This is a genomic window from Gemmatimonadaceae bacterium, from assembly GCA_016720905.1.
GTDB lineage: Bacteria > Gemmatimonadota > Gemmatimonadetes > Gemmatimonadales > Gemmatimonadaceae > Gemmatimonas.
In genome coordinates this window covers 140,332-162,792 of the sequence record JADKJT010000034.1, presented here as the reverse complement: position 1 = coordinate 162,792, position 22,461 = coordinate 140,332, and the positions used below count along the sequence as shown (strand labels likewise).

The window sequence follows — 22,461 nt, the reverse complement described above, 5'->3', positions numbered from 1 at the left end:
AACTGAAACCGAGGCGAGGCTCTGATTGTCCATCGGGTTCTCCATGGGTGAGAGTGGCACGCCCGAAATTAGCTACTGGGGCGACAACTCGATATGATCGCCGCGCGGGACGATCTCTTCCAAAGCCATCTCGCGACTGGCCTCCATACCTACAAGGCTCATCGCCGATTCAACGACATCATCTCGGAGTAGTGATACACCTCCGACTTCGCCGGCGTGTTCAGAACCGCCGCGATCATCGCCTTCGAAATCTGCTCGACCGTGATCGGTTTGAATTTCGCCGGCGTCACCAACGAGAACACCGGCAGCACCTTCTCGAGCAGCCACGGCGTGTGTTGCGATCCGATGATCATCGACGGACGGAAGATGCTCACCACCTCAGGGCCACTCGCTTTCACGGCCTCCTCGGCCTCGCCCTTCACACGAGCGTAGCGCGCCATCCCCGCGGCGCCTGATCCGGTCACTGCCGCCGTGGGATCGGCGCCTACGGCGGACATGAACGCCAGATGCTTCACGAGTCCCGATGCCTTCAGTCCTCGCGCAAAGGCCGCGTTCAATTGCACGTCGACGGCGCGATGCTGGTCGATCGTGAGTTTCGCGGTGTCGGCTCCGACGCCCAACACACTCAACCCCACGACGTCGCCGTCGAGTGAACGAATAGCGTCTATCGTCGCAGTCTCCACACCGGCTGGACTCATTGCGGGAACGAGCGTCTCGCGCAGGTCGATGCCCGCGTCACGTGCCATCGCGACTTGGGCAGGCTGCGAGCGACGCGTCAGGCTTACGATCGGATTGAACGACCCATGGCGAATCAGTTCCCGGATCAGCGCGTGGCCGACCGATCCTGATGCACCGAGTACCACAGCGGTTAGCGTGCGCGACATTGAAGTCCCTTTGGTCGATGTGCAGCAGGCGTCGACAGGCGCGCCAGCGCGCGGATCGGTGTCGGCTTCCGTCAGTTGTCCCTTGCCCCGGGAAGTGCAACAAGCGATACCGCCTGCGTGCTGATGTGCTCCATGCGTTTCTCCTGTTTCCGGGCCCACCGAGGAAGCGATATCGCGCTGCCCAGGGCCAAGCCACCACCGAACAAAGCAAAGAACGCCGGCGCCGCAAACCTGAGGCCCGCCGTTGGATTGTTGATGAGAACCAGTTGGATCAGGAGGGCGAACGCCAGAACGAATCCACCGAGAACGATCCCTCCGATTGCCGCGTTCACATCCGTCATTCGCAACCGATGGCCGGTCGCCGTGGGCTCGATAAATGCCTGCAGCCGTCCGTGCCTCCATTCGCGAAGTCCACCCTGCGAAGTTGCGACGCCACTCCCGCCAAACGTCGTGCGCAACTCGGCGATGAGCAGCTCCCATTCGTGGTCCGAAAGGTTGCGCGGAAGCGGTACGATTCGCTCGACGGATGTCGGCAATCCGATAGTCGTGCCACGCGGGACAGCTTCTCCATGCCGCTCAAATACCGCGACAGCCTGCGTCATGCGCTCCGGGGGCACCCCAACCTCGCGCCCGACCTCCTGTAGATCGAGCAGCGTCAACCCATCGGCTGCGGAGGGTGACTGCGCGGGACCGTCTTCCTCACCGATGGCCAGATCGAGGATTTGTCGAATTTCGTGGTCCTGATACCTGCGCTCTTTGCTCATGTCGACACCACAATCCCCAGGTATGTCAGGTGTCCAGCCGCGAAAGTCGACCGCGCCATCGGGCCGTGATCAGCGCTCAATCTACTTCGAAGATGCGGATGACTTCAGCAGCGGTGAAATCGTGTCTTATCACCGCGTGAGGATAACACGGGCAAACGGTCTGCGCACTCCGGCACTGTCGTTGTCCATGCCACTGCCACGAGTCCCTCGCACGATCGTACACGAAAGTCGTGTGAAAGCTCGTATTTGCGGTGTAGTGAAACAGGAATGGAATGGAATCGCCAGCGACCGAGCCGCGGCCGGTCCCCTCGGGCGGGAACGCGGCCGCGGCGGTGTTGTCCATCCAAACACAGGCGTAGGCGCCCGACTTGGGATCGCGACCAAAGAGCACGACCGCCTCATACGCCGGAGTGCCAGTGGGCGTTCGCTCGCGAGACACTTCGCGCATCTGCACGTACTCGCGGCCCAGCAGCCACTCGAAGGTCACATCGTGCACCGTCTGTTGGCGCGCAATGGTACCGCGCAGCACCCAATGCCCAATGAGTCGCGGGAAGAGCGAGTCGGGATGCAACGCCTGGCCGAACAAACCGGCCGGGGTGCACATGAAGGCGAGAACGAACGTCACGACCTTGCGCATCTGCGATTCCGCTTCAGTAGGATCCCGAACACACGTTCCACAATCGGAATGGTCAGGCTGAGTAGCTGCATTCACCAGATCGGGTTAGCGATCGACCAATACGACATCGCGATGCGTGATCGCGGTGGCGCCCGAGTTCAAGTCGGTGACTTCAAGGGTCATCAGGTAGCGACCGGCCCGTGCGCTGCCGAGGTCGAGTCGAATCGACTCCGTACGCTGTGCGCGGACCGCGGCGGTACGGTCGTACTGCACGGCGACCTTGTCCGTGCCGACAGATCGAACCACCGCGTTGCGCACTCTGCCTCCCAGTCTCGCGACGACGCCGGTCAGTCCGGCGCGCTCCACACGTTGCACCGAGATTGATACGCGATATTGCACATTCCCCTCGCGGGCCGTTGGCGCGTACACTTCCCAGAGCAGGTCGACCGGTCGCCCTACGCGTAGCGCATTGCCGGTAATCGGTGCGAGGCGATAGTCGCTCCAGCGCGCGGCGTCTTCGTTCGCCGGCGCCGTGATACCTGTGCCAATGAGCAGATCGCTGATCCCGAAGCCTGCTGTCGGAAATCCCGTCACATCACGAATCACGCGAGCGAGTCGCAGCGCATCGGTCTCCAACGCTTCGACTCGCAAGTATGACACACTCGCCGGTACGGTTGTCCGCCACGCGTGCGCGGTGAGTGCCAGTGTATCGCGCTCGCCGGTGCGTACCACATCGGTGATGCGCCTTTGCACCACGCCCAACGCGTCGACGGCGAACACGCCGGTCGTAAGAACCGACGTGTCCGTAGGCAAACCGGCGCGTAACGCACCGGCGCGAACGCCAGCGAAGACCGCAATGTCGAGCGAGTCTGTGCCGTGGCGGAATCGCGCCACCTGGACCGGCAGGCTATCAATGCCCCGTCCGAACAGCGGAAGATTATCCCATCGCGCGGGGCGCAGTTGCTCCTCGGGCTCAAGCGTGTTCGAGCGCTCGTTCTGACTCACGAACGCCGTGCCGTACGTCGGTGGCATAGTAAACGCGATGAGAAAGCCGGTGCTTCGGTATAGCCATGATAAGGTGAGCAGTCCGTTTGCATCGGGCGATGTGGACCACACATTGTCTGGCGGTCCCCATCGAACCATCGCTTCTCCCCGATCGGAATCCACGCCGCGCACGTTCAGTTGCTCGTTCGTCCACATCAACTCCGCAAATGCGACGCGCGCCCGAAACTCATCCCAAACGAGATTCCCCTCGACCAGCAACGTGGGATTTGCCAGATCGAAGTACGCCTTGGTGAGCTGCTGCTTCCCCGCCGTATTCAGCGTGTCAAAGAACGTCTTGCGACCAGGCGGCAACAGGCGCGACAACGAACTCAGTCGCTCACGCTCAGGCGGGGAGAGGCGCGCATAGGCAGAGTCGAGTGCGGCGTGTGCCGCGCCCGCGCGGCCACGACGATGCTCGGCAATTCCGAGCGCGAACCACGGCCATGTCTGTGCGGGCCGTGTTTTCGATCGCGCGCCAGCCATTGCGGCCATCTCATCCCATCGCGCGCGTTCCGCCAGCAGCATCGCGTCGTGACGAAACGCCACTCCGTCTTCCATGTCGAGCTCACGCGCGCGCCTGAAGTTTGTTGCCGCCTCACGGTAGAGCGCTTCCCCGAGTGGGGGATCGTACGCCCGTGTCGCCTGGTCGAAGAGGTCCCGATTCAAAGCGGCACGCATCAGCAGGGTGGTCGGCGTGTGCTGCAGGCTCATGATGTAGAACCGGCGATTGGCCACCGTTTCATATCGGCGCCAGTAGAACAATCCAAGCGCATCCCGACTTTGCGCGAGTGTCAGCGTGTCCGCACTCGCTTCCGCGCGCTCAACCGCCTTCGACTGCACGCGCATGGCGTTCGCAAAATTCCACTGATTGGAGTTGAACAAGTGCTCGCCGTAGTGCAGCGCGTAGGTTGCGCTATCCGGTGCCAACCACATCGCGCGCGCCAACGCGCTGTCGGCGGCGATCAATCGCTGCGGTATTCCGGCCGGCATACTCATCGTGCGCCAATACGGCTTGTTCCATACGGAGAGCAGCATGCCGTAGTCGTGCCAGAGTCGAGCATCGTCCGGCGACGCGGCGGCCGCGCGTTTGAGGGCGTCGACGGCCCCGGCGGTATCTGCAGCACGGAGGAGGTGGGTCACACGCTCCAGCGCATCGCGACGCAGTGCGGCGCGCGCGGTGTCCGCGACTGCTGCGCGATCTCGCGGCGACGCGCTGGGCGCCGGCTGCGCGTGCAGCGACCATGCCGCAGATGCACTCGCAAGGAGCACGGCGAGAAAGCGACAAAAGCTGACCACCAGGATGGCCTCCAACGGCCAAAGCAGGTCGTAGGTGCGAATTGAAGTCCACCAAACGTCGAGTGCAAGTCTACCGGCGGGCCGTGCCGGACGACAGTGCTCGCTGCGGCATTCGACCGCTCGACCCGGCGACATAGAGGCGCGCTTCAGCGAGACCGTGGTCTACCGCGCGCGCGGCTGATCCGCGGTGACGCCGTCGACTCCTCGGAGCGTCTCCTCGGTCGTCCTCGCAATCTCGATATCCGGCAGTGTGCCGCGCCCCTTCGGGCCCGGACGAACGGCGTTCACATAGCCGTACATCTGCACGAACACCTTGAACCTGGAGTTCGGCAGGATGACACTGGCATTGAGCCCCGACGTGTTCCCTTCGTACGCGCCGCCGGTCTCTTCGCCGATGAACGTCGCGCGATTCATACTCCGCAAAACGGCGGTCACGTCGGCTGATGTGGAGAATGTCCCACCATCAATGAGCACGACCAGCTTGCCGAGAAACGGACGCGCGGCGGGTGGCTGTTCGGCGACGCCTTCGTGGAGCTCACGCGTGACGCGATAGCCGCCACCGGGATGCGGGGTGGTACCCGCTTTGGTGGACGCGAAGGTTCGCGGAAGCCAGGTCGCGAACGAGGGCGCGATGGTGGCGATGGATGTGGTCGAATACCGGAACGGCTTGTCGGTGAAGTGTGAGACGAGCTTTGCGCCGAACATGTCCGTGCCTCCGCCGTTCCCTCGAGGTCGAGGATCATCGCCGGTGCGCCGATCGATCGCCAGCGTCACCGCCGAGTCAGTGACGCGAAACGCTGTCCCGACGAACGCGCGAATCTTGAGGAGCGCGACCGCGAGTCGCCGACAAAGCGCAGCGGATGTTCTCGGTGGTTCCGCGATCGTCGCCAGGCGCGGTACGCTATTCTGGTGTGCTGGCGTGCCGAACGCCGGCCGCCCCAGTGTGTTGACACCGTGGTGGGCGAGCCGTGATCGCAAACCGGGACGACGTGTCGATGTTGAGCCAGTAGCGAAACGGGAACGAACCGCCGAAGGTGGCGCGCCGCCCCGTTTCGATGAATCCGTCACGCCGGATGGTCGGCATGATGCGCGCCAGGCTGGTCGACGGTGCCCGTTGATCGACGTGATCTCCATGCCCGGCTTGATGCGGCTGTCGTCGCGCGCGGCGTTCGCGGTGACCATGAGCCGCGTTCCCTCGAGCACGACATTCAGCGGGAATCTCAGGGCTCGGTCCAATTCGGCCGTCGTCGAGTCGTCCTGGTCCACGCGCGCATGTCCGTCGCCAGTGGCCGCCAGCAGCTCGTTCACAAGGCCGAAGAACTCGCGCCTTGACATCGCCCGGTTCGCGCGCGCGCGTATGGTATCAAACTTTCGGTCAAGCTCCGGCTTGGGCGTGAAGCGATACAGTGCACCATGCGCTTCTTCGAGCGATTTGCGGGCCACGTCGAGGTCCTGCTGTGCCTGGGCCGCCGACAGTTGCGCCGGAATTGCCTGCGCCGTCGCCACGTTCGCGATGGAGCAAAGGAGAGCAGCCGTCAGATTGCCTACACGGCGGGAGAAACGTTCGCGCATGGGATTTGATGAGGTCGATATGGGAACGTCTGCCAATGGGATAGACACTCTATGGTCTTGAAGGGTTTGACCGGCGCGCCTTGCACCGTAAACTATCATAGCATAGTATACGATACTAGTTTGTGCACTCGAACCTCCCACCCGGCCACTCCATGAAGCCGCACTGGTTCTTCATCCTCCTCTCCGTCTCCGCCGCGCCGCGTTACGGCACGGCGATTCAGGATGACGTCCGTGCACTGAGCGACGGAGGCGTGCGGCTCTGGCCGGCGACGCTGTACGGTTCGCTTGAGGAACTGTCGAGCAGCGGTGGCTGGAAGAGGTCGCCGCCGATGAGCGCCCCGAAGGGATCTCCGGACGGGAGCGCTATTACCGGATCACGCGCGCCGGTCGAGTGGCGCTTGAGCGCGAGGCTGCGCGGCTGGAGTCACTCGTTCGCGTTGCGCGAAAGCGCCTCGCGCTGCGTGAGGCATGAACATGACACGCATCTATCGTGTGGCCCTCCGCCTGCTCCCCATCACGCTGCGTGACAAGCACGGTGCGGCGATGGCGGAACTGTTCGCGCGCGAACTCGAACACGCCAGGGTGCGAGGACGATTGCACGTCGCGTTCGTCGGTGCCGCGGGATTGTGGGACGTGATGAAGCGAGCCGTCTACGAACGGGTGCGCCCGGCACCGAACGCGGAGGGGCCGCAGCTCACGACCGGACAGCTCCTGCGCCGCCTGGCCGCCTCGTTCGCCATCGCATTTGTGGGGCTCACGGTCTCGTTGATATTCCCCTTCGCGAGCCGGCAGATCCCCGCGCTGAATGCGCGAGGGGTTTCACCTGCAGGCATCGCAGAGTTTCTGCTGCTCGCGGTGCCATTCACCGCCGCGATGACGATGCCGATGGCCGTCTTCCTGTCCGTACTCCACGAGTTCACCCGCCTCGGCGCGAACGGTACCCTCGCTGCGGCTCGCCGCGCGCGCAACGACGTTCGTCGATTGGTCGTCACCGTACTCGCGGCCGCCGTGGGCGTGGCAGCGCTTGCGATGGTGGTGACCGCCGAGCTTGTCCCCCGCGCGAACGGGAGACTCAGTGGGGTACTCAGCGGAGGCGCCGCGGTGCAGAACGATCGCACCATGACGATTGGATCGTTGCGGAAGGCCGCGCGGAGTGTCGGGCCGGGTGCTGACCCGGTTTCCCGGGCGCGCGCGGCCGCGTACGAAGTTGAGATTCAGAAAAAGCTTGCCCTTCCGGCCGCATGCCTGGTATTGGCACTGACTGGCATGGCAATCGCCTTCCGTTTCCCGCGCGGCGGCACGTTGCTTGTGGTGGGCGCGAGCCTTGTGGTATTCGGCGCGTACTACGCGTTGATCATGACGGGTGAGAGTCTCGCCGAACGGCTGGTGGTATCGCCGGTGGTCGGGATGTGGGGGGCAAATGCGTTCCTGCTCACCGCCGCGCTGCTTGTCGTATGGCGAAGGAGTGGACCACGCCTCGTGTCGAAAGCGCCATGACCGGACGCGGCGTTCACCACTGAGTCAAGACCGCGGTCTACTGCGGTACCCGTTCGATGGATCCGACCGCATCGAACCCGGTGTCGAAACTCATGATCCGTTCGACGCCATATCGCTGCATGATAGCGACGTGAACGGCGTCACGCGCCGAAATCGGTGTGAGGCCAAGCACAATGGATTTGGCGCGCTGAATATCACTCGTATCGACGGGAAATACCTGATCGACCACCTTCAGCAACGCGTCGAACGCGGGCTGGATGGCCTCACGCCGATTGATCGCGACATACCGGTGGAGTATTTCCTGCAGCACCTCCGCATCGGCCACCAGGCGCTCGCCGTTGGTGATGCACTGTTCCAGCAGGACGCGCGCGGTGTGCTTGTTGGGATGTGCGGCGCCGACGAGATACATCGGGATGTTCGAGTCGATAAAGATCATTCGCCCACGTCCCCCAGATATTCCCCTTCAATCTCCGTCAGCATCTGCTGAATGTCGCTGGTGGGGTATTCGCCGCGCGCGGCCTCGCGGACCGCAGCCAGCTTTTTTCGTGGATCCGCCACCGGCTCATCGCGCCGGGCTCTCCGTAGCGCCTGCCGCACCCACTCGGCAACCGTCATGCGATGGCGCTTGGCGACGCGACGAATTTCGGCAATCTCGTCGTCCTCAAGGAGTACCTGAAGTCGAGTAGTCATAGCATGAGTATAATAGACTCATAAGGGTGAGTCAACGTAGCACGCTGCCGGCGGCGGCCATTACGCGCCGAATGCCGCGGTCCATGAGCCGATTTGGCGCCCTTTTGCGCGTAGTGACGTGAACCCCCGAGCCGCGAAATGCGCGCTGGGGACGATCGCCGCTAACGCCGAACGCAGAGACGCCCGTGTCACGAATCGCTCGCCTGTTCACGCTGTTCGCACTCGCCGCCTGCGGTGGCGGTGGCGGAAGTGACGGCGGGCCGACCAATCCCCCGCCGACGCCGGGACCGGTTGCGGTGGCGTCGGTAACGGTGACATCGCCGCAGGCGACCCTGATTCCTCCGCAAACGGTCCAACTATCCGTCGCCCTGCGGGACGCGTCGTCGAATGAGGTCACCGGACGCGCCATTGTGTGGACGGCGTCGGCCCCGCAAGTGGCAACCGTCAGTGCCTCCGGCGTCGTCACTGCCGTCGCGAGTGGTGACGTGACCATCACGGCCAGCAGCGAAGGAAAAAGCGGCACCGTGTCGATCACCGTCCTGGGAAACAACGCCGTAGGAACCGCCGGTGGAACGCTCACCTTTGCTGGCGGCACCGTGCAGCTCGTCGTGCCGCCGGGCGCGGTGTCGAACAACACGGCCATCACGGTGACGGCGCAGGCACAGCCGTCGACGCCACCACCGAACGCCGTGCAGTTCGTTGGACCGGTGTACGAAGTGGGGCCCGCCGGTACGACATTCTCGCAACCCGTCGTGGTGAAGATCAAATATGGCGCGAACGAACTCCCCGCCTGGGTCATGTCCGGTGACCTGTCATTGCTCCAGACCAACGGCACGCAGTGGACGGGACTGACAGACATCGCCTTGGACGCAAGCACCCGCACCATCTCCGGGCGTACCACGAGTTTCGCGGGAGTCGCCGGCGCCTTGCGCGTTGCGGGTTCCGTTGCAGGACAACTCGCCGGCGGCACCACCACCGTTGGCATCGGAGCGCAGGCGCCGCAACTGACGCTCACGCCCGGTTCAGGCAGCGTGAATGAGCAACAACGGTCGGTGCGATTTTTCGCCGGACTTGCGCCGCGAGGCACCAGCGTGCCGCTGCCGGCCAACACGCCGGCGCTGTTGTACCGCTGGTCGACCACCGGCCGGAACGGTGCCATCAGCAGCGGAGCGGGCAACGGCCAATGGGGTATCATCACCGACGCGCAGTACACGGCAACCAATTCCGTGCTCAACCAACTGCACGGAACGATTGACACGGTGAGAGTCGACGTCCTGCTCAACCCGGCATCCGTGAACAATCCGGCGGCGCAGAGTTTCGTCTCCGCAATCGCCGTCGTCGATGCCGACCTGCAGGTCACCTACGAAATCACCCCCGCCCTGCCAAAGATTGGTCCGGGCGCCACGTCAAACCTGCGACTGCTGATACGCGACCGGCAGGGACAAGTGCAGGCCATCGCTCCCGGGCGCGAAGTGTCGTGGAAGAGTTCCGCCGTATTCGGCGTGCTCGGCGCCGCCGGTCCTCAGCAACTGGATGTTGTGTACACGGCATTCTCGCAGTTCACCGCGCCGCCGCCGCGCGTCGATGACGTCGTGGCTACGGTGACCGAGAAAAAGCGCTCGATTATCCGCACGGCCATCCCAGGCCCCTTCGGGTTTGAGGGATTCAAGGAAGACACGGTCGATCGCACCCTCACGCACGGCGAGGCGAAGACGTTTGTGGAGGTGAAGGTGCCGTATCAGGTGGTCGTTACACCGAACGCGCCCACCCTCGCCGCAGGCGGCAGCGTCGATCTGACGGTCACCCTCAACCCGCAGTACACCGGACCAGGACTCGGCTACAAGTACACCAATCCCGGAGTGCACGGCACCCTTGATGTGCCGCTGGGAGTGGTTACGAACCGCCCCCAGGTGAAGTACACGGCCAACCACAACGGAGCCGGCACGGAAGTGATCCAGGTGGAGGTCTGGTCCGTGGTGGCGGGGGTTCCGCTCGAGTCCATCGGCGTCGGACTGGCGAGCATAAAGACCGATTCGGTCAAGCTTGGGTGGCGCATCACACAGTTCACCCGCACCGCCATCTCCGGCATCGCGCAGACCGATTGCACGGACTATTGCGATGTGTTTACGCGACTGGAGGCCAATCCAGGCAAGGGATTCGTCTTTGCATTTCCCAATCAGGTGGCCACGCCGCTGAGCGCCACTCAGCCAACGCCCGGCGCGTATTTACTGGTCGACGTCATTGGCAACGGGAGCACGGTCAAGGACTACTCTCCAACGGGCGCGCTGATGTGGACACTCGCCCATCGGTACAACCAGGCCTATCTGACCTATCGACCGGCCAGCGGTACGTTTACCTATACCGGCACACCAATTGACGGTGGATTTACCGGTCAGGCAAAGCCGCTGCTGCAGTTCAGTTTCTACGATTTCCGGGTGAGTATTACCGCCGTCAAGAACGGCGACGAGCTGACCGGTGAAATTGAGGTGGCGGAGTTTCCTTTTGCGACGCCGAGCACCAACTGGGTGACGAAGCGGTGGCAGTTCCGGGCGACGCGTTTGCCGTAGTGAGCGGCTTCTATGCTACGTGCCCTGCGGCCAAGGCCGCCACTGTCGCTGCACGCCGCGCCACAGCCAGAACCCTACCAAGCCTAGCGCAAGGCTTCTCACACCAATTGCCCACGCCGCTCCCCCACCGAATGCATTGGCCAGCTTGGGCGCGGCGAACCAGTAGTAGACGCCGGCGGACAGCGCGCCAAGAATCAACAGCATGCGCGATGCCCGCACATGCGTGACACGCACGATCGCGGCCATCAACCCCAGGCTGCCGATGGACCAGAGCCCCACGTGTCCATACGTACCCAGTGCCGTTGCGCCGGCACCGTTCACCGTGGTGAAGTAGCCAATCACGAACCCCGGGAATGCGCAGGCGAACGCGCCGAACGGGCTCAGCAACCATTGCTCGCCGCGCACACCTTCTACGCTCTGCACCGCGCTGCGACGCCCCACCAGATCGATACATCCCACCGGTGTGCAGCGCGCGCAGTCGCCGCACCGTGCCGAGCCCAGTGCAAGCAAGGGGGACTGTCCGTACAGCTTCTCCACCGGGAGTACGGGACACAACGAGTTGCAGAATCCCGAGCGACGCGGCGCCAGGTATCCCGCCACCAGCGCCAGCGCGGCCACCGCCGCAATGGTAACCGCCAGCGCCATGCCGTGCTCATTGAACAGGAACCGCCGAGCCGGCACCATCAGCGCCAACAGCACAATACCAACCACACCGGCCACCGAACGCTGCGACGCAAGCAAAATGGGCGTTGCGCGACGTGAACCGCCAATTGTGTTGAGCGTGGCCAGCGGACACACGTTGCGCCACAACAGCGGGTTCACAAGGAATACCGCTGGGAGCAGCGGGATGATCATGTCCCAGAGAACATGCAGCGAGACGTCCGGCCATCGAGCCAACGCGAAGAGCAGCACCGCGGTGAGCACCAACCCAACAACCTGGGTGACGCTCCACAAGGGATGCGTGGTGACCATCGGCAATCGTGCGGACGTCATGCGGGGCCTCGTGAACCGACAGCGTGGCGAGTACACACTAGTCGACCCGGGGATTCAGGCAATGCCTGTCGGGTCCTTGCACAACGTGGCGGCGAGAGCGCATTTCCGGTAGGGTTTGGCAGGCGGTCCCGTGGTCAACCCAGACTTCTCCAAAGCCAAAGACGTGAGGTGCCGTGTGGTGATATCCCGTGTGCTGGGCCCGCGTGTTCGAGCGACTACGCTGCTGTCGGTGCTGTCGTCGATGGCCGCCCTCGCCCAGCCCGCACCCACCTCCACCCTGTGGTTCCGCCAACCCGCCACCGAATGGAATCGCGCCCTGCCCGTGGGCAACGGCCGCCTGGGTGCGATGATTTTTGGCGGCACGCGCGAAGAACACATCCAACTGAACGAAGAGACACTGTGGACCGGCGGTCCATACAACCCCGTCGTAAAAGGCGCCAGCAAGGCGCTGCCGGAAATCCAGCGACTGCTCTTTGCCGGCGACGTACCGCGCGCCCACGATCTCTTTGGACGCACCATGATGGGTGTGCCGTACGAGCAGATGAAGTATCAACCACTGGGCGATCTGCTCATCGCGTTTCCCGGACATGACAGCGTCACCGGCTATCGTCGCGAACTGCTGCTGGACTCCGCCATCGCGCGCGTGTCGTACGTGGTGAACGGCGTGACCTTCACGCGCGACGTGTTTGTCAGTGCGCCCGACCAGGCCATCGTCATTCGCCTGTCGGCCAACCGCCCCGGTGCGCTCACGTTCAATGCCGCGTTGCATGGCGTGCGCAATCCGGCACACTCCAACTACGGCACCGACTACTTCCAGATGGACGGCGTGGCGCCCAACGGCCTGCGCATCACGGGCAAGAACTCCGACTACTTAGGGATCGCGGGCAAGCTCACCTATGAAGCACGGCTGCAGGCGCGCACCGAGGGTGCGCGTGGTTCCATGGCAGTGGACTATCGCACACTCCGCGTGAACGGCGCCGACGCGGTCACCATTGTACTGGCCGCCGCCACGAGTTTCGTGAACTACCACGACGTGAGTGGCAACCCCGCCACGCGCGTGCGCACCGTGCTCGATCGTACCGCGACACGCCCCTACGAGACCATGTTGCGCGATCACGTGGCCGAACACCAGCAATGGTTCAATCGGGTGCATCTGTCGCTGAGTGGCACCAGCGCCGACGTACTGGCCATGCCAACGGACGAGCGCATCAAGCGTTTCGCGAATGCGCCAGACCCCGATCTCGCCGCCCTCACCTATCAGTTTGGGCGCTATCTGTTGATGGCCAGTTCACGACCTGGCACGCAGGCTGCCAACCTGCAGGGTATCTGGAACGACAACCCCAATCCGTGGTGGGACGCCAAGTACACCATCAACATCAATCTCCCCATGAACTACTGGCCCGCCGAAACGGGCAACCTGGGTGAAATGGTGGGGCCGTTGGAGCAATTGGTGAGCGACGTGGCACTAACCGGCACGGAAACCGCGCGCGAACATTGGGGCGCTCGCGGCTGGGTGGTGCATCAGAACACCGATCTCTAGCGCGCCACCGCGCCCATAAACGGTCCGTCGTGGGGCGCGTGGCCCGTGGGCGGCGCGTGGCTGATGACGAACCTGTACGAGCACTATCGGTTTTCCGGCGATACGGCGTACCTGCGTCGCATCTATCCGCTGTTGCGCGATCAAACGCGATTTCTATTGGACGTGCTGGTGCCGTATCCTGGCAAAGGCTGGCTGGTCACCGCGCCATCCAATTCACCGGAGAACTATCCCGCGTGGCCGGGTAACGGTGAGTTCTTTGACGAAGTCAGCGGCATCTCGCTGACCGCGCGCACCATGGCCGCGGGTCCCACCATGGACATGCACATCATTCGTGATGTGTTTGGCGCGTTCAGTGAAGCGGCCGCGCTGCTCAAGTCCGACAGTGCGTTTGCCGCCGAGGTACGAGGGGCGCGCGCGCGACTGGCACCCAATCAAGTCGGGAAGCACGGACAGGTGCAGGAGTGGTTGGAGGACTGGGACGATCTGGAGCCGCAGCACCGGCATCTGTCGCCGTTGTGGGGACTCTATCCCGGCAGCGAAATCACGCCGGAGCGCACGCCAGCACTGGCTGCGGCAGCGGCGGTCACGCTTGATCGACGCGGCACCGGTGGATGTGGATGGTCGTACGCGTGGAAGATGGGACTGCGCGCCCGACTGTACGACGGCGAGAAATCACTGGAGCAGTTGCGGGCGCTGCTCACCAAGTCGTCGCTGCCCAATCTGTTTTCGCTGTGCGGGCGCGCGCTGCAGGTGGATGGCAATCTCGGTGCGACGGCGGCGATTGCGGAAATGCTGGTGCAGTCGCACCAGGATGTGACTCGCCTGTTGCCGGCGCTGCCGGCGGAATGGCGGGAGGGGAGCGTGCAGGGTTTGCGGGCGCGCGGCGGGTTTGATGTGGATGTGGCGTGGGTGAACGGGCAGGCGACGCGCGCCAGTGTGCGCGCGCATGTGACACGACTCTGCCGCATTCAGACGAAGGGCAGAGTGGCGGTTACATCCAGTGGGCAGCCGGTGCGGGTGGTGCGGCGGGCTGCGGACACGATTGAATTCGCCGTCACCGCGGGGCGCAGTTATCAGCTGGAGTTTGATCGAGCCCGGTAATGTCAGTTCGGCAATTCAAGCCACAAGGAGCTCCAAATGCGATACCTGCTTTCGCTCGTTTGGCTGGTCACTTCGGCCGCTGCGCTGCCAGCGCAGGATCGCGAGCTGGACTGGCCGTTGGTGTCCGTCATGGCGCATCTCGATGCCGACGGCCGGCTGCAGGTGCGCGAGCGACAGGTGATACGCTTCACCGGCGACTGGAACGGCGGCGAGCGCACGTTCAACCTCCGCAGTAAGCAACGACTCGACTTCGGCGAGATCGTTCGCCTCGATTCCGCATCGGGCCTTGAACATCCGCTCACCAGCGGTGATCTCAGCAACGTCGATGAGTATCGCTGGGCCGACAGTCGCACGCTGCGATGGCGCAGTCGGCTGCCTTCGGACTTCGAGTTCAGCCGCACGCAGATCGCGTATGTCCTGACCTACGCGTACACCAACGTCCTCGTGCCGCAGTCCGACGGCACGTACGTGCTCGATCACGATTTCGGATTTCCCGAGCGCCAGGGTCCCATCGAACGGTTCGAGCTGGTGCTCACGCTGGACTCGGTGTGGCGCTCCAGCGTGCCGGTGCGCACGCTGTATGCGGGCGACAGTCTGGCGCCGGGTGTCTCGTTCACGGTGACGCTGCCGCTCACCTATCACGGCGCCGGCGCACCGGCGGCCGTACTGCTCGGTGCTCCGACGACGGTGCGTCAGGCGTTGATTGTCGTGTTCGTGTCCGCACTGCTCGTGCTGTTGTTCAACCTGTACACTCGCGAACGGCAACTCGGCCGATTCGTGCCGCTGATTGCGCCCGGCGAGATCACGCCGGCGTGGTTGGACGAACACGTATTCAGTCGCCTGCCGGAAGTGGTGGGCGCGGCCTGGGACGACCGCACGTCGGCGCCGGAAGTGGCGGCGATACTGGCGCGGATGGTGCAGGAGAAGAAGCTGTCCAGTGAAGTGACCAGAACGAAGCGGTTGATCGGCTCCAGCACCGTCCTGCACCTCAAAATCGTGAGTGACCGGTCGCAGTTTCGCGATCACGAGCGCACGCTTGTTGACGCACTGTTTGGCGCCAACGAATCCACCACCGACACCCAGCGGGTTCGCGAACGCTATCGTGCGTCAGGATTCGATCCGGCGCGGCTGATCCGGTCACGACTCACGCGCCTGGTGGAACTCACTACGCCGGGCGCGAAGGGCGGGCATCCGTCGCGTCGCGTCACGCTGATGCTGCTGGCCGTGGCCGCGGCGTTGCTGATTGCTGGCAGCGTCACGCGCACCAACGACATCGGGACCGCGGCGCTGTCGCTACTGCTGTCGGTTCCGTGTTATGTCATTGCCGCCGAATTCGCGCTGGCGGGGCAGAAACGCGTGGACGGGTTCATGGTGATTGGCGTGCTGATGCTGCTCCCACTGGGCGTCCTGGCGTATGGCCTGTGCTGGGTGCTGCTGGCCCAGGGATACGAACGCGTGGGCGTTCTCGTGCTGGCCGGGTTGACCGTGTGGTGCATCGCGCTGGCCAACAGCGTCCTGAATGTTGCCCGCAGTCGGCACTCCGCACCGCGCATCGCACTGCGCAAACAGCTCACCGCGGCGCGCAACTACTTTCGCGCGCAACTGGCCACGCGCCAACCGCAACTCCAGGATGCGTGGTTCCCGTACCTCATTGCCTTCGGGCTGGGCCGCCACATCGACAAGTGGTTCCGCGCGTTTGGCGGCGACTCGACAGCCACGGCCGGTGTGATGTCCACGTCACATGTGATGAGCAGCGCGCCTACTGGCGGTCATAGCAGCGGCTGGACCGGCTTTGGCGGTGGTGGTGGATTCTCCGGCGCCGGTGGGGGCACGTCGTTTGCGGCGGCGGTGGGCGGAATGGCGGCGTCGGTGCCGGCTCCCAGCAGTTCGGGGAGTTCGAGTAGTGGCGGCGGCGGTGGCAGTAGCAGCGGGAGTTCGGGTGGCGGCGGTGGAGGTGGTTGGTAGGTGATTGCTTTGCTGCCGAGAGCGGGGAAACTCCGCCGGGGAATCGAGGCAGACGATCATGATCCGGACTACCCGGTTTCTGCGCGTACCTGAGCATGACCTCCGTGACGCACCCCATCTGGCGAAGTGCCGTACTGCTGCTTGGACTGACCGCGTGCGGCGGCGGTACCGACAGCACACCGGGCAACCCCACCACGCCAATTCCGCCCACTATCGGCGCCCCCGCTTCCCTTGCGGTGAGCGGCGGTGACGGACAATCGACCTTCGCGGGCGCAGTTCTCGCCGTCACACCAACCGTCACCGTACGCGATGCGGCCGGACAACCCGTAGCCGGTGCGGCAATCAACTTCGAAGTGGTTTCAGGCGGTGGTTCAATTGCCGGCTCGGTTGCCACTTCCAATGCGCAGGGTGTCGCGACCGCCGGCGCGTGGACACTTGGTAGCAGCGGCGAGCAGATCGTCGAGGCGAAGCACGGTAGCCTGACACCGGCGCGATTTCGGGCGACGATCTCCACGGGAATCGTCGATGCCACGATTCCAGCCAGCGGCGGCGTGATCGAGATCAGCACACCGGCGCATCCCTGGCGAGGTCTCAAACTCACCATCCCGACGGGCGCGTTCGCCGAATCGGGAACGTGGCGATTCGAGCTTGCGTCTGGCGTGCCAATCCCCACCCTGCCGGCGGCCTTCACGGTCAATGGGCCCGCGCTCCGCATTGAGACGGACCGAGGGCGGGCAGCACGACTGATGACGCTGCGTATTCCCGCGCTTCGTGTCGCCGGGAGCGTCCGCATGTTCGTGCTCGTTGATCCGGCGCGATCGGCGATGGAGATGGCACCAATCGTCGCTGAAGATTCCGAAAGCATCACCGTTGTGGTAGGACACCTGAACGCGTCGATGCTACTGTCACGGAGCGGGGCGAACTCGTCGGTGCTGTTGCCAACGCAGCAGTCCACACGCCAGCTGAATTTCGGACTGGGAATCAACGTGAACGCCACGCTCAACGCGCTTGGCCTCACCGAGGCGCTGGCCGGATATCTGGCCAATGCCTGGCCAGGACCAGACATGGGCTCGTACGGCTTTCCCGCCGGGCACGGTCCGGCGATCGCGTTGATGAACCTGTTCGGTCAGCTCCAGAACCAGCCGTTCAGTGGACTGGTTGGGTTGCTTCCGGCGTTCGGTGTGCTGGCAGACACGGCCAGCTTTGCAAGTCTCCAGATCATGGCCGATCGCCATCGCCGTTCGCCAACCGCGCAACGCGCCATTGACGACCTGTCAGCGGCCCTGGCCAGCGTCACGATTCCGCTTCGCGATTCGCTCAGCACCATCAATCTCTGGGGCGGGCTGTCCATTTCGAAGCTCCCGCAGCTAATGGTTTTCGAGGAGCGATTTGTCCCGACCACCGGGCGACGCGTCTTTGCTTCGATGTACGGCAAGGGCAACGGTGCGCTCCTGTTTTCGTCGCCGACCGCTCCGGCTACGCAGTCGACACTCACGCTTGGCGTGGGCGGTTTCTCTTCGCGCATCGTGAAGGAAAACGCCGACGCCACGTCGTTCAACGCGCAGGGTGTGTTGCCAGTCGGCGGAAGTTTCATCTACCCGGTCGCGGAGTTTGTTGACGTCGTGCCGACCATGATGGCCGCGCTTCGAGCGCAGGGCGCCGTGCGCGATCAGGCCAATCGCCAACTCGCCGCGGCCGCCGGCTTTCCAAACGTCACGCTTGAAGTGCAGAATGCGGCCACCGGAGACTGGTCTCCCGCAGATACCACGATCGTGATTCGCGACAGTGCGGCGGTGCTGCGTGTGCAATGCGGCAATTGCCCGCAAGCACTGCCGCAAAACGGAAGTGGTACGCAGCAGACAGTGGCCGTCGAGAACCGCTCACCCGCCGGGTACGCCGGCCTGCTGTTCGGCTTGGGACCGCAGTCTGCGGGAACACTGCTTAACGCACTCGGTGTCGGCGACCTGAGTGGCGCGGCCATGACGCTCATGGACCCGAGCCTTACCCTGTCGTCAATCGGCGCGGCGTATCGCGCCGCTGTGCCGATTCACCGGCCGCTGGCACTCGCGCTCTTTCGTCTCACTCCCGATTCGCAGCGCGTGGTCACTGACAGTCTGGTGTTGCTGCGCGCGAAACTCGATCTGCCTCCGCCCAGCGGATACTACATTGACTGGGATTTCGGTGACGCCACGCCAATCGTGCGCACAACAGACGTCGCCGAGGCGAGTCATCGATACACCACACCCGCGACGCGTGCGGTCCGGGCCGTTTTGCGCAACGGCGTCGGCAGCGCAGTGCCAAACCTGTTGCTGGCGCTGGCGAAGGGAAAAGTGGTGGTCGAGCCCGACACCATGAGGCCGTACTGGCGCATCACGTCGTTTACGGCAAATCCCCTCGATCCACCCGAAGACCGCGAAGGGTATCCGTTTTCGCCATTGCTGGAGCGGTTGATCGCCGTGCCCGCATCAGGTCTCATTGCCATCGACACCGTGGCGCCGGGGAACGGATCGCGACTGGCCGTGCGGGTGCGAACGACGTCGACATGGATTGGCGTGACGTGCTGTCCGCCGCCGCTGCAGGGTACGGAGCTCGTGCAGGAACTCGGACGCACACCTGCGTCGAGCTATCCCCTGGGCAATTACTTCGCGGCCTACCGCACCAACACGTGGTCACAGTCCACGGGCAATCTTGGCGCCGGTACCATGTTGGCCAGCCGGATTGACGGGACGCATGCATACGGCGTAATGAACGCTGGTACGCAAGTTGGGCCCACGGTCGCCTGGCGGCTCAAAGACGTGGTTCGCAACGGACTGCAAATGACGGGCAAGATCGCGTTTTACTGGTGGGGCGTCGACGACAACGGCGTGATTGAAACGGTGGACCACGAGACCTGGTTTCAGTTCACGGCCACGCGATTGCGCTGAGAGCGCCAAGGCGAGCCCGATTGTAGCGTACTCACCGTTCTACCCGCAGGTCGCCGACGCCGCGCCTGGAGCCGACCGTCGCCGCGGCACCGTAGCGCGTGTCGATAACGCCTGCCACTCCTGCGCCGCCACCGCTGCATACGTCGCGCCATCGGTAGACGCGTCAAACACCGCCCGGAGGCACCGCGTGGTTACTGGCACAAACTCTACACGATTGAACGCATCAAGTACGGTTGTATATGGTGTTGTTGCGCCAACGGGTTTCCACTGCGCGCCATCCCAATACTCCAGTCGCCAGCTGCTGGGCGGTGCCACACCAACCCCCGAACCCGCCGCATGATCGCCCCAGAAGTACACACTCGACGCGTTGAGCGTGACGGGCCGATCCCACTGATACACGCTCCACTGCTGCGCCGGATTATTGCGCGACCAGGTGGCCCACATGTCCGGCGGCAACGGATTTTCGCGCACCTTCCCGTCGTTCAGCGCGCGCAACCAATACTGCACCGGTATCGGCGTGTTGGATGCGGTGACGCGCGCGTGCGACGCGATATTGGCAATGGGTGTCGCGTTGAACGGTGCGCCGCCGGTTGGCACCACCGTCCTCGGCCGCGCCGGCGACACACCATCGTCCCATTCCAGTCGGTCGATGGCCACCGAACGGCGAAAGTGTCCGCCGTTCGTGGCGTCGGCCGTGTGGTAGGCGATGTACCACGCGCCCTTGTACGCCACGATGCCCGGATGCGATGTAGTGGACGACACCGGCTCCACTATCACGCCGCGATACGTCCACGGCCCCAGCGGTGACGTTGAAGTGCCATACGCAATGCAGGCGTAGTACACCGCCTCGGTACACTCCGATTCCGGCCCCGCCTTGTTGCCGGCATAAGCCAGATAGTACGTGCCGTTGCGCTTGAACAGCCACGGCGCTTCAAAGAATCCGGTGAGCGTACTCACATCCACCGGCGCACCCTTCATGCTCACCATATCAGGCGCCAGCTCCACGCCCTTCAGGCGGCCGAACGTGCCCCAGTACAGATAGACGCGCCCGTCATCATCAACCAGCACGGTGGGGTCGATGTTCTGGATATCATTGGCCACGGGATACGACTGCGACACCACCGGCCCCTGCGGATGCGCATCCACCCACGGACCCAGCGGCGTATCAGCCACCGCTACGCCAATGGCAAAGTGGTCCTTGCTGTTCGAAACGGCCTGCACCACCGGCGCATACAGATAGAACTTGCCGTTCGGCCCCCGCACAATTTGCGCCGCATACGCTCGACCCGGACTCGCCCATGTGAACACATCATCGGGCTTCAGAAAATGCGGATAGTGCGTCCACGATCCGGACATCGGATTGCCGTTGGCTTCCAGCATCTGCCACTCGGGCATGACGAAGTCGTTGACGCCGGGCTTCGCCATGTCGCGTCCGGTCAGGATGTACAGCTTCCCGTCAACTACCAGCGGCGCCGGATCACTGGTGTAGTCAACGCCGTCGGACAGAATGGGGTTCGCGACCGCGTGTACCGCGCGCGATTCCAATGTCGGATTTCCCGCGTTGGTGCTGGCGCGGGCGGGAGGCCTGGCGGCCGACGAAGAACCCCTGCACGCGACCAGTGCGAGCAGCACGATCAGTGAGGCACGCATTCGGACTGCGTACCTTTCCATCACGGAATCAGCTTCGGGACCCCGCCTGAGCGCAGGAAGTCCATGGCCATGTTCGTCATCGCACGAACGCCCACGGTCAACGCCCGGTCATCGCCCTGAAAGAGCGGCGAATGATTGCTGGCCACCGTCTTGAGGTCCACGTTCGGCGGCGTGACACTGAGGTTGAAGAAGAAGCCCGGCGCCAGAGCGGAGAACCGGGAGAAGTCTTCGCCCGCCATCGTGACGCCCCCCTCCGCCGCGCCGGCCGCGCCGGCCACGCGCTTGAGCGTGGGGAAGAATTTGGCGACCATCGCGTCGCTATTCACCGAACTGGGATAGCCGATGTCTACGTTCACATCGGCCGTCGCGCCGTGCGCGGCGGCGATGTTGGTGGCAATCCGCTTCATCCGTTCCTGAATGGTGGTACGCGCCTTCGCGTCGAATGCGCGAATGGTGCCGATCATCCATACCGAATCGGGGATGATGTTCTCGCGCAAACCACCGTGGATCGCGCCCACCGTCACCACGGCCGGCGCCACCGAGAGATCGAGCTGACGCGATACGATCGTCTGCAGCGCGGTCACAATCTCGGCGCTCACCACGATCGGATCGACCGCGTTGGCCGGCATCGCCCCGTGCCCCTGTCGCCCATGCACCACGATGCGCCACCCGTCAGCGCTGGCCGAGATCGCGCCGGCGCGATAGTGCATGGCGCCAAGCGGGCCAGGCCCCACGTGCAACCCGAACACGCCATCCACGCCATTCATGACGCCGGCGTCAATCATGGGCTGCGCACCACCACGCGGCGGCACTTCCTCGGCGGGCTGAAACAGAAACTTCACCGTGCCCGGAATGCGATCCTTGAGACCAGCCAGCACTTCCGCCGTTCCCATCAGCATGGCGGTGTGCATGTCGTGCCCGCAGGCGTGCATCACGCCGGTCTCCTGACCATTGTAGACTGCGCGCACCGTCGATTTGAACGGGACATCGACCAGTTCCGTCACCGGCAGCGCGTCCATGTCGGCGCGCAGTGCCACCGTTGGCCCGGGCTTTCCGCCCCTGAGGATGCCGACCACGGCGGGAATGCCGCCAACATTCTCCTGTACCTCGAGGCCAAGTGCCTTGAGATGCGCAGCCACCAGCGCGGCCGTGCGCTTCTCGGCGTACCCAAGCTCCGGATGTTGATGAATGTCGTGTCGCCATGCTATGACCTTGTCGGCGATTGCCGCCGTGCGACGATCGATTTCGGCGGCCAATGCCGGATCGGGAGTGACGGGCTGGGCGCCGACCGACGACGCGGTGCGGAGCGCGACAGCAAAAGCCGAAACGGCGAGAATGCGTGTAAGGCGCATGGCACG

Annotated in this window: 16 protein-coding genes; 6 read left to right on the top strand and 10 right to left on the bottom strand. The window is 64.0% G+C overall.

All coding sequences use genetic code 11. The features are described 5' to 3' along the window. Window positions 1-158: 158 nt before the first annotated feature. From IPP90_21980 to IPP90_21960, 5 genes are all read right to left on the bottom strand, one after another. The gene (locus IPP90_21980) at window positions 159-884 is read right to left on the bottom strand and encodes an NAD(P)H-binding protein (GenBank protein ID MBL0173304.1); all 726 of its coding nucleotides are present in this window, start codon (window positions 882-884) and stop codon (window positions 159-161) included. A gap of 71 nt (window positions 885-955) precedes the next feature. Next, window positions 956-1,648, bottom strand: coding sequence for a hypothetical protein (locus IPP90_21975; GenBank protein MBL0173303.1), 693 nt, complete (start codon window positions 1,646-1,648; stop codon window positions 956-958). Window positions 1,649-1,724: 76 nt separating this feature from the next. Continuing rightward, entirely contained in the window at window positions 1,725-2,285 is a 561-nt protein-coding gene (locus tag IPP90_21970) for a hypothetical protein (protein ID MBL0173302.1), read from the bottom strand. Between the two features lie 84 nt (window positions 2,286-2,369). Further along, window positions 2,370-4,619, bottom strand: coding sequence for a GWxTD domain-containing protein (locus IPP90_21965; GenBank protein MBL0173301.1), 2,250 nt, complete (start codon window positions 4,617-4,619; stop codon window positions 2,370-2,372). A gap of 147 nt (window positions 4,620-4,766) precedes the next feature. Further along, entirely contained in the window at window positions 4,767-6,176 is a 1,410-nt protein-coding gene (locus tag IPP90_21960) for a hypothetical protein (protein MBL0173300.1), read from the bottom strand. 468 nt (window positions 6,177-6,644) lie between these two features. Between IPP90_21960 and IPP90_21955 the strand changes: the two genes are divergently transcribed. Then, window positions 6,645-7,673 carry an LptF/LptG family permease gene (locus IPP90_21955; protein ID MBL0173299.1) on the top strand — a complete coding sequence of 343 codons (1,029 nt, stop codon included), beginning with the start codon at window positions 6,645-6,647 and terminating at the stop codon, window positions 7,671-7,673. A gap of 37 nt (window positions 7,674-7,710) precedes the next feature. On the opposite strand, the gene IPP90_21950 is transcribed toward IPP90_21955, so the two are convergent. Together IPP90_21950 and IPP90_21945 are read right to left on the bottom strand one after the other, a co-directional pair. Then, window positions 7,711-8,109 carry a type II toxin-antitoxin system VapC family toxin gene (locus IPP90_21950; protein ID MBL0173298.1) on the bottom strand — a complete coding sequence of 133 codons (399 nt, stop codon included), beginning with the start codon at window positions 8,107-8,109 and terminating at the stop codon, window positions 7,711-7,713. After that, complete coding sequence (locus IPP90_21945; protein ID MBL0173297.1) at window positions 8,106-8,363, bottom strand: antitoxin; 258 nt, start codon at window positions 8,361-8,363, stop codon at window positions 8,106-8,108. Before IPP90_21945 ends, IPP90_21950 begins: the two co-directional genes overlap by 4 nt. A 185-nt stretch (window positions 8,364-8,548) precedes the next feature. Here IPP90_21945 and IPP90_21940 point away from each other — a divergent pair, with 185 nt between their 5' ends. Then, the gene (locus IPP90_21940; protein MBL0173296.1) at window positions 8,549-10,930 is read left to right on the top strand and encodes an Ig-like domain-containing protein; all 2,382 of its coding nucleotides are present in this window, start codon (window positions 8,549-8,551) and stop codon (window positions 10,928-10,930) included. Window positions 10,931-10,945: 15 nt separating this feature from the next. Here the strand turns inward: IPP90_21940 and IPP90_21935 are convergent, their stop codons facing one another. Next, window positions 10,946-11,923 (bottom strand): hypothetical protein, encoded by a 978-nt coding sequence (locus IPP90_21935; protein ID MBL0173295.1) that lies wholly within the window; start codon window positions 11,921-11,923, stop codon window positions 10,946-10,948. Between the two features lie 175 nt (window positions 11,924-12,098). Here IPP90_21935 and IPP90_21930 point away from each other — a divergent pair, with 175 nt between their 5' ends. The 4 genes from IPP90_21930 (at window position 12,099) to IPP90_21915 (ending at window position 19,453) form a co-directional block, all read left to right on the top strand. Further along, a complete protein-coding gene (locus IPP90_21930; protein MBL0173294.1) occupies window positions 12,099-13,463 on the top strand; it encodes a glycoside hydrolase family 95 protein in 1,365 nt (454 codons plus the stop codon). A 63-nt stretch (window positions 13,464-13,526) separates the two neighbouring features. Continuing rightward, a complete protein-coding gene (locus IPP90_21925; protein ID MBL0173293.1) occupies window positions 13,527-14,564 on the top strand; it encodes a hypothetical protein in 1,038 nt (345 codons plus the stop codon). A 36-nt stretch (window positions 14,565-14,600) separates the two neighbouring features. Then, window positions 14,601-16,529 carry a DUF2207 domain-containing protein gene (locus IPP90_21920; GenBank protein ID MBL0173292.1) on the top strand — a complete coding sequence of 643 codons (1,929 nt, stop codon included), beginning with the start codon at window positions 14,601-14,603 and terminating at the stop codon, window positions 16,527-16,529. Between the two features lie 95 nt (window positions 16,530-16,624). Then, a complete protein-coding gene (locus IPP90_21915) occupies window positions 16,625-19,453 on the top strand; it encodes an Ig-like domain-containing protein (GenBank protein MBL0173291.1) in 2,829 nt (942 codons plus the stop codon). A 39-nt stretch (window positions 19,454-19,492) separates the two neighbouring features. Here the strand turns inward: IPP90_21915 and IPP90_21910 are convergent, their stop codons facing one another. Next, entirely contained in the window at window positions 19,493-21,124 is a 1,632-nt protein-coding gene (locus tag IPP90_21910) for a family 43 glycosylhydrolase (protein MBL0173290.1), read from the bottom strand. Next, entirely contained in the window at window positions 21,124-22,455 is a 1,332-nt protein-coding gene (locus IPP90_21905) for an amidohydrolase (protein MBL0173289.1), read from the bottom strand. The genes IPP90_21910 and IPP90_21905 overlap by 1 nt, the downstream gene beginning before the upstream one ends. Window positions 22,456-22,461: the final 6 nt, after the last annotated feature.

What these genes read in the sequence shown, in the direction of transcription:
- IPP90_21980 (MBL0173304.1), bottom strand. Translation starts at nt 884, where the DNA reads ATGTCGCGCACGCTAACCGCTGTGGTACTCGGTGCATCAGGATCGGTC.
- IPP90_21975 (MBL0173303.1), bottom strand. Translation starts at nt 1,648, where the DNA reads ATGAGCAAAGAGCGCAGGTATCAGGACCACGAAATTCGACAAATCCTC.
- IPP90_21970 (MBL0173302.1), bottom strand. Translation starts at nt 2,285, where the DNA reads ATGCGCAAGGTCGTGACGTTCGTTCTCGCCTTCATGTGCACCCCGGCC.
- IPP90_21960 (MBL0173300.1), bottom strand. Translation starts at nt 6,176, where the DNA reads ATGCGCGAACGTTTCTCCCGCCGTGTAGGCAATCTGACGGCTGCTCTC.
- IPP90_21955 (MBL0173299.1), top strand. Translation starts at nt 6,645, where the DNA reads ATGAACATGACACGCATCTATCGTGTGGCCCTCCGCCTGCTCCCCATC.
- IPP90_21950 (MBL0173298.1), bottom strand. Translation starts at nt 8,109, where the DNA reads ATGATCTTTATCGACTCGAACATCCCGATGTATCTCGTCGGCGCCGCA.
- IPP90_21945 (MBL0173297.1), bottom strand. Translation starts at nt 8,363, where the DNA reads ATGACTACTCGACTTCAGGTACTCCTTGAGGACGACGAGATTGCCGAA.
- IPP90_21935 (MBL0173295.1), bottom strand. Translation starts at nt 11,923, where the DNA reads ATGACGTCCGCACGATTGCCGATGGTCACCACGCATCCCTTGTGGAGC.
- IPP90_21925 (MBL0173293.1), top strand. Translation starts at nt 13,527, where the DNA reads ATGACGAACCTGTACGAGCACTATCGGTTTTCCGGCGATACGGCGTAC.
- IPP90_21920 (MBL0173292.1), top strand. Translation starts at nt 14,601, where the DNA reads ATGCGATACCTGCTTTCGCTCGTTTGGCTGGTCACTTCGGCCGCTGCG.
- IPP90_21915 (MBL0173291.1), top strand. Translation starts at nt 16,625, where the DNA reads ATGACCTCCGTGACGCACCCCATCTGGCGAAGTGCCGTACTGCTGCTT.
- IPP90_21910 (MBL0173290.1), bottom strand. Translation starts at nt 21,124, where the DNA reads ATGGAAAGGTACGCAGTCCGAATGCGTGCCTCACTGATCGTGCTGCTC.
- IPP90_21905 (MBL0173289.1), bottom strand. Translation starts at nt 22,455, where the DNA reads ATGCGCCTTACACGCATTCTCGCCGTTTCGGCTTTTGCTGTCGCGCTC.